The following is a 7,618-nucleotide window of genomic DNA, read 5'->3' as shown; positions in this document are numbered from 1 at the left end:
GCCTCATCCTGCTCCGGCCAGGGCCCAAGCCCCAGCCCGCAAGGACAACGCCGTCCACGCTTCTCTTCCTCCGATGCACTTGTCAAAGAGCCCGCCTCAACGACAGTCCGGCCGCCCCGGGCAACCCACCCGGACCCGACCTCACAGGCTGTCGGAAAGAAGCAGAAGCAGCCGGGCCGCTGATCTCTCGCGGCCGGCGCCGATGGGGGGTCGTATACGGCCCCCCATCCCGGCCGTCAACTCCCAATCTGAACCTGTTGCGACACCCCCTCCCCTCACGGGCGGGCGGCGCGGGCGAGCTGGTCCGGTGTGTCGGTCGCACCCATGGCGCGGGCGATCGTCTCGGCGGTATGGCCGGACGCGTCGCGGCGCGCCGGGTCCGCGCCGCGGGCGAGGAGCAGGTCGACAATCTCGGTGCGGTTGAACATGGCAGCAATCATCAAGGCCGTGCGGCCGTCCGGGCCGGCGCCGTCGGCGGCGGCGCCGTTGTCGAGGAGCGCCGAGACGGTCTCGGCCGCGCCCTTGAAAGCGGCGGCGGCGAGCGGCGTCTGCCCACGGTCGTTGGCGATTTCCGGATCGGCCCCGTGCTCGAGGAGCAGGCGCACCGTCCCGGCATGGCCGTGATAGGCAGCGAGCATCACGAGCGTATCGCCCTTGTCGTTGCGCAGGTTGGGCGGCAGGCCGATGCGCAGCAGATCCTCCAGCTCGGCCGTGTAGCCGCTGCGGGCGAGCTGGAAGACCCGTCCGGCGAAGGCGATGGTGTCCTCGTCGAGCGTGGGACGTGGCGCGTCTGAATCCCGTTGCATGATGCGATCCGTCCTGCGTGGTGCCGCCGCATATCGGGCGCGTGCCGCCCGGCGCCAGAGGGTTCGGCCATCGGGACGGGGATTGGCAGGCGGTCGGGCCGGGCGGCATAAGCGCCGGCGAGGTCGCCCCGCGCGACGCTCCGACCGCCCTCCCCGGCCGCTCCCGGCTCCAGCGAGAGGAATCCGATGACCGTTCGCGCCGTTCCGACCATTCCCATCCCGGACCAGAAGCCCGGCACCTCGGGCCTGCGCAAGAAGGTGCCGGTCTTCCGGCGGCCGGCCTATGTCGAGAACTTCCTGCAGGCGATCTTCGACTGCGTCGAGGGACGTAAGGGCGCGACCCTCGTCGTCGGCGGAGACGGGCGCTTCCTGAACCGCGAGGTGGTGCAGACGGTCCTGAAGATGGCGGCGGCGAACGGGTTCGCGCGCATCCTCGTCGGCCGCGGCGGCCTGCTGTCGACGCCGGCCGCCTCGTGCGTGATCCGCAAGCACGGGGCGATCGGCGGCGTCGTGCTCTCGGCGAGCCACAATCCCGGCGGCCCCGAGGGGGATTTCGGCATCAAGTTCAACACCGCCAATGGCGGTCCGGCGCCCGAATCCGTGACCGAGGCGATCTTCGCGCGCACGAAGACCATCACGGAGTACCGGATCGTCGAGGCGCCGGATCTCGACCTCGACCGGCTCGGAGAAATTCGGCTCGGCGATGCGACCGTCGCGGTGATTGATCCGGTCGCCGATTACGCCGCCCTGATGGAGACGCTCATCGACTTCCCGAAGCTCGCTTCGCTGTTCGCGTCGGGCTTCCGGATGCGCTTCGACGCCATGAGCGCAGTGACCGGCCCCTATGCCAAGGAGATCCTGGAGCGGCGCCTCGGCGCGCCGGCCGGCACGGTGGTCAATGCCGAGCCCCTGCCCGATTTCGGCGGCCATCATCCGGACCCGAACCCCGTCCACGCGCATGATCTCATGGCGCTGATGACCGGCCCCGACGCGCCCGATCTCGGCGCAGCCTCGGACGGCGACGGCGACCGCAACATGATCGTGGCGCCCGGCCTGTTCGTGACGCCGAGCGACAGTCTTGCGATCCTGGCAGCCCATGCGCATCTCGCGCCCGGCTATGCGGCGGGGCTCGCGGGCGTCGCCCGCTCGATGCCGACGAGCCGGGCCGTCGACCGGGTGGCGGCGCGCCTCGGCATTCCGGCCTACGAGACCCCAACGGGCTGGAAGTTCTTCGGCAATCTGCTCGATGCCGGCCGGATCACCCTCTGCGGCGAGGAGAGCGCGGGCACCGGCTCGAATCACGTGCGGGAGAAGGACGGGCTCTGGGCCGTGCTGCTCTGGCTCAACCTGCTTGCCGCGACCGGCAAGCGCGCGGACCAGATCGTGCGCGACCATTGGGCCGCCTATGGCCGCGACTACTATGCGCGGCATGATTACGAGGAGGTGGATGCCGCCGCGGCCGAAGGGCTGATGAGCGCGCTGCGCGATAGGCTCGCCGATCTGCCTGGCCGGAGCTTCGGCCCGCTCACCGTCGCGTCGGCCGACGACTTCGCCTATGCGGATCCGGTCGACGGCTCGGTGACCAGGCGCCAGGGCGTGCGGATCCTGTTCCGCGAGGATGCCCGCGTGGTCTTCCGGCTCTCCGGGACCGGCACCGTCGGGGCGACCCTGCGCGTCTACCTGGAGCGGTTCGAGCCGGACCCGGCGCGGCACGCCCTCCCCACCGCGGAGGTGCTGGCGCCGGTGGTCGCGGCGGCAGAAGCGATTGCCGAGATCGCGGGCCGGACGGGCCGCAGCACGCCCTCCGTCATCACCTGATCGCTCGCACAGGCACCCGGAGCCCCGGCTTCGGCCATTCCAATTGGCCGGCCCGGGCTTTTGTGCCCTTGACAGAAAGTGGAACATCGTTCAATTCCGGAACCACGTTCTGGAATTGAGGATGCGATGGCGGCCGGGCTGCTGCGACGGGTGCTGGATCTGGTGGAGCTGCTCGCCGGCCATGCGCGCGGGCTGCCGCTCCAGACCATCGCCGACTCGCTCGACATCCCGAAGAGCGGCGCTCACCGCCTGCTCGCGGAACTCGTCTCCTATGAATACGTCAGGCAGGATCCGGATAGCGGCCGCTATCTCCTGACCACCAAGTTCGCGACGCTCGGGCTCAAGCATCTGGCGAATTCGGGCGTGGTGGACGTGTCGCAATCGGTGCTGAACCGCCTCGCCGAGCAGAGCGGCGAGCTCGTGCGCCTGGCAGTGGTCGATTATCCGCGCCTCGTCTGGGTGGCGAAGGCGCAGGGCGCACGCTCGGGGCTGCGATACGACGCGGATATGGGCACGGAGGCGAGCCTCTCGACCTCCTCCACCGGCATCGTGTGGCTCGCCAGTCTCTCCGACGAGGAGGCGGTGGAACTCGTCCTGCGCCAGGGCTTCCGGCCGCCCGGGACCGCGGGACCGAATGCGCCGCGCACAATCCCGGCCCTCCTCGCCCTCGTCGCGGAGGCCCGCGCCCGGGGCTATGCCTGGGTGCACGAGACCCATGCCGCCGGCACCGCCGCGATGGCGGCGAACATCATCCATCCGACGACGGGTCACGCGATCGGCAATGTCAGCATCGCGGGGCCGAGCGCCCGCCTGACGGAAGCCGAGCGGGACCGGCTGGCGCCCGACCTCATGGACGCCGCCGCGACCCTCTCGGCGGTCGGGCCGCTCTCCGACTATCTCGCGGCCTTAAGCGGACGGCGCGCGCGCGACGAGGTGCGCTCGGCGTGACCGGCCCGAAACACCACCCTTTCGCAGCGAGGAGGACGCGCGTGCGTTCTTCTCACACCCACGCCGTCCCGGCTCCGGGCGGCCTGCCCGCAAGGAGAGGAGGAAAGGCATGACAGAGATCGACAGGGAATTCCTGCAGCGCGACCGGCGCATCCACCCTCCGGCCTTCACGGCCGATTACAAGACGAGCGTGCTGCGCTCGCCGCAGCGGCCCCTGATCTCGCTGCAATCCTCGCTCTCCGAGGTGACCGGCCCGGTCTTCGGCCAGTCGGAACTCGGCCCCCTCGATAACGACCTGATCCTGAACTACGCCAAGGACGGCGAGCCGATCGGCGAGCGCATCCTCGTGCATGGCCTCGTCCGCGACGAGAACGGGCGCGGCGTGCCCCACACGCTGGTGGAGTTCTGGCAGGCCAATGCGGGCGGGCGCTACCGCCACCGCAACGACCGCTATCTCGCGCCGATCGATCCGAATTTCGGCGGCTGCGGCCGGGCGCTGACGGACGAGAACGGCTACTACTACTTCCGCACCATCAAGCCCGGCCCCTATCCGTGGCGCAACTTCCTCAATTCGTGGCGCCCCGCCCATATCCATTTCTCGGTGTTCGGCTCCGGCTTCGCCCAGCGTCTCATCACCCAGATGTACTTCGAGGGCGACCCGCTGATCTGGCGGGATCCGATGGTGCTCGGGATCCCGGACCGCGCCGCGGCCGAGCGGCTGATCGCGCCGCTCGATCTCGAATCCGCGCTTCCGATGGACATGCTGGCCTACCGGTTCGACATCGTGCTGCGCGGGCGCCAGCAGACGCTGTTCGAGAACAAGCTGCAGGGGAATTGACGATGATGCCGCTGATCGAACGCTTGCGCGAGACCGCCTCGCAGACCGCAGGTCCCTACGTCCATATCGGACTCATTCCGCACCAGGCCGGCTTCGACATCTTCGAGACCAACTTCTCGAACGTGCTCGTCGGCCCGGAGACCAAGGGCGAACGCATCCGCATCGAGGGCCGGGTCTTCGACGGAGCCGACGAGCCGGTGCGCGACGTGCTGGTCGAGATCTGGCAGGCCAACGCCGCCGGCCGCTACAACCACCTGGCTGACCGCCAGGAGGACAAGGCCCTCGACGAGAGTTTCCGGGGCTGGGGCCGCACCGGCTCGGATTTCGAGACCGGAATCTGGAGCTTTGAGACCATCAAGCCGGGGCCGGTCGCCGGGCGCAAGGGCCATCGGCCGATGGCACCGCACATCAACCTCTGGATCGCCGCCCGCGGCATCAACATCGCGCTGCAGACCCGCCTCTACTTCGGCGACGAGGCCGAGGCCAACGCCGCCGACCCGGTGCTCGGGCTGATCGAGCAGCGCTCGCGCCGCGAGACCCTGATCGCGCAGCGCGAGGACCGCGGCGGCCTGCCCACCTACGTGCTCGACATCCGGCTCCAGGGCCCGAACGAGACCGTCTTCTTCGACGTCTGATCCGCCAATCCAGAGGAACGCCCCCCATGACCACCTCGACGAAGCCCGTGGTGATCGCGGTCGCGATCACCGGCTCGGTGCCGCGCAAGAAGGACAACCCGGCCGTCCCGATCCGGGTCTCCGAGCAGATCGAATCCACCCAGCAGGCGTTTGAGGCCGGCGCCACGCTGGTGCACATCCACGTGCGCAACGACGACGAGAGCCCCTCCTCCGATCCGGACAAGTTCGCCGCCGTGCAGGAGGGCGTGCGCCAGCACTGCCCGGGCATGATCGTGCAGTTCTCCACCGGCGGGCGCGGCCGCGACCCGGGCGCGCGCGGGCTGTCGCTGGTCCACCGCCCCGACATGGCCTCGCTCTCCACCGGCTCGGTCAACTTCCCCAGCATCGTCTACGAGAACCCCGCCTCGCTGGTCACCGAGCTCGCCACGCAGATGCGCACGCACGGGGTGCGGCCGGAGATCGAGATCTTCGACCTCTCGCACCTGCACGGGGCCAAGCGGCTGATCGAGGCCGGGCTGATGGACGCCGCGCCCCACGTGCAGTTCGTGATGGGGGTGCAGAACGCCATGCCGGCCGACGAGCACCTGCTCGACATCCTGCTGGCCGAGACCAGGCGCATCCTGCCGCAGGCGACCTGGACGGCGGCCGGGATCGGGCGCGAGCAGGCGCGGGTGATGGGCTGGGCACTGGCGCGCGGCGCGGATGCGGTGCGCACCGGGCTGGAGGACAACATCCGGATCAGCAAGGAGCGGCTGGCGGCGAGCAACGCCGAGCTGGTCTCGCTGGCGGCTGAGATGGTGGCCCGCCACGGCCGGCGCGTCGCCACCCCGGCCGAAGCCCGCCAGATCCTGAACCTCAGGCCGGCCGCCTAGGCTCCGGCCATCCCGCCAGCGGCCCCTTTTCTCAGCAGAAAGAGGGGTCATACGGCTTCCGATTGATCTGTTCCGAGACGAGTCCGCGCGGGGAACCCCTCTCCCGTGCGGGAGAGGGGCAGGGGTGAGGGCCCCGGACCGTGCCGCAGTAAAGCTCTGACGGCAGTGCTGGCAGCAGGACGGTTCAGTCTTCTTGCTGAACCACCTGGTCCCTCACCCCTACCCCTCTCCCGCACGGGAGAGGGGTTCCCCGCGCGGACTCGTCTCCGAACGGATCAACCGGACATATCAAGGGCGCCGCCTGCGCCCTATCCTGTCGGCTTTGGTGCATCGCCATGACTGTCTCGGCCCTCGATTCCGCCCTCCTCGGCCCGCTCTTCGCCACGGATGCGATGCGGGCGGTCTTCGCCGACGAGGCCCGGGTCGCCGCCATGCTGCGGGCGGAAGCGGCGCTGGCGCGGGCGGAGGCGGAGGCGGGGCTGGTTCCGGGCGATCTCGCCGGCGCCATCGAGGCGATCGATCGCATGGCCCTCGACCCGTCTGCCCTCGGCCGGAAGACCGCCATCTCCGGCGTTCCGGTGATCCCCTTCGTGAAGGCCGTGCAGAAGGCCCTGCCCAGCCACCTCGAAGCGGGCTTCCACAAGGGCACCACCACCCAGGACATCGCCGACACCGCCCTGATCCTCCAGCTGCGCGACGCCCTCGATCTCGTCGCCGCGGACCTGCGGGCGATCCTCGCCGGGCTCTCCGACCTCGCCCGCCGCCACCGCGAGACGGCTTGCGTCGGGCGCACCTACGGGCAGCAGGCCGCCCCGGTCACCTTCGGATACAAGGCCGCCATCTGGGCGCTCGGCATCGCCGAGGTGGCAGCCGGCCTGCCGCGCCTGCGGGACAGCTTGCTGACGGCCTCTCTGGGCGGCCCGGTCGGGACGCTCGCGGGCCTGAAGGAGCATGCGGATGCGGTGGGCGAGCGCTTCGCCGCGGAGCTCGGCCTGCGCTTCGACCCGGCGCCCTGGCACACCCGCCGCGCCCGCATCGCCGAGGCCGGCACCTGGCTCGCCCTGCTGATGGGGGCGCTCGCCAAGCTTGCCACGGACGTTGCGAGCCTCGCCAGCACCGAGGTCGGCGAGGTGGCCGAACCCTTTGTGCCGGGCCGCGGCGGCTCCTCGGCCATGCCGCATAAACGCAACCCCGTCTCCTCGACGGTGATCCTCGCGGCGTTCAGCGCCGGCAAGGGGCAGGTTCTGCCGCTCCTCGATGCGATGGCGGCGGCGCATGAGCGGCCCGCCGGCGCCTGGCATGCGGAGTGGCACGCACTGCCGACCCTGTTCGGGCTCGCCTCGGGCGCCTTACGCGAGGCGCGGGCCCTGGCCGAGGGTTTGGTGCCCGACCCGGATCGCATGCGCGCGAATCTCGATCTCACCCGCGGCCTGCTCTTCGCGGATGCCGCTGCCGCGCGGCTCGCGCCGAGGCTCGGCGCCGAGGCCGCCCACCGGCTCGTCGAGGAGGCCGCCGGGGCCGTCCGCGACGGGAAAGGTACCCTGGCCGAGGTGCTGCGCGCCCGCCCGGAGGCGGCGGGCATCGATCTCGGACCGGCCTTCGATCTCGCCCCGGCGATCCGCGCCGGCGCGCGCACCGCCGACCGGGCGCTCGCCGAGACGGCGCGCCATGCCGCCCTTCTCTCCACCTGACGGGACGATC

At 70.8% G+C, this 7,618-nt stretch carries 7 protein-coding genes; 6 read left to right on the top strand and 1 reads right to left on the bottom strand.

What is annotated here, in order from left to right; all coding sequences use genetic code 11:
- Window positions 1-275: 275 nt before the first annotated feature.
- Window positions 276-806, bottom strand: a complete 531-nt coding sequence (locus tag MNOD_RS10055) for an ankyrin repeat domain-containing protein (RefSeq protein ID WP_015928762.1) — start codon at window positions 804-806, stop codon at window positions 276-278.
- A gap of 186 nt (window positions 807-992) precedes the next feature.
- On the opposite strand from MNOD_RS10055, the gene MNOD_RS10050 reads away from it, so the two are divergent.
- The 6 genes from MNOD_RS10050 (at window position 993) to MNOD_RS10025 (ending at window position 7,608) form a co-directional block, all read left to right on the top strand.
- Window positions 993-2,624 carry an alpha-D-glucose phosphate-specific phosphoglucomutase gene (locus MNOD_RS10050; protein WP_015928761.1) on the top strand — a complete coding sequence of 544 codons (1,632 nt, stop codon included), beginning with the start codon at window positions 993-995 and terminating at the stop codon, window positions 2,622-2,624.
- 126 nt (window positions 2,625-2,750) lie between these two features.
- Window positions 2,751-3,572: an IclR family transcriptional regulator gene (locus MNOD_RS10045; RefSeq protein ID WP_015928760.1), complete on the top strand. Its 822-nt coding sequence runs from the start codon at window positions 2,751-2,753 to the stop codon at window positions 3,570-3,572.
- A 109-nt stretch (window positions 3,573-3,681) separates the two neighbouring features.
- Complete coding sequence (pcaH, locus tag MNOD_RS10040; protein ID WP_015928759.1) at window positions 3,682-4,410, top strand: protocatechuate 3,4-dioxygenase subunit beta; 729 nt, start codon at window positions 3,682-3,684, stop codon at window positions 4,408-4,410.
- 2 nt (window positions 4,411-4,412) lie between these two features.
- Window positions 4,413-5,045, top strand: coding sequence for a protocatechuate 3,4-dioxygenase subunit alpha (gene pcaG / locus MNOD_RS10035; RefSeq protein WP_015928758.1), 633 nt, complete (start codon window positions 4,413-4,415; stop codon window positions 5,043-5,045).
- Between the two features lie 26 nt (window positions 5,046-5,071).
- A complete protein-coding gene (locus MNOD_RS10030; RefSeq protein ID WP_015928757.1) occupies window positions 5,072-5,917 on the top strand; it encodes a 3-oxoadipate:acetyl-CoA acetyltransferase in 846 nt (281 codons plus the stop codon).
- 335 nt (window positions 5,918-6,252) lie between these two features.
- Window positions 6,253-7,608, top strand: coding sequence for a class-II fumarase/aspartase family protein (locus MNOD_RS10025; RefSeq protein ID WP_015928756.1), 1,356 nt, complete (start codon window positions 6,253-6,255; stop codon window positions 7,606-7,608).
- Window positions 7,609-7,618: the final 10 nt, after the last annotated feature.

The organism is Methylobacterium nodulans ORS 2060 (genome assembly GCF_000022085.1).
GTDB lineage: Bacteria > Pseudomonadota > Alphaproteobacteria > Rhizobiales > Beijerinckiaceae > Methylobacterium > Methylobacterium nodulans.
The sequence above is the reverse complement of the archived record's forward strand: the minus strand, read 5'-3'. Positions and strand labels throughout refer to the sequence as shown.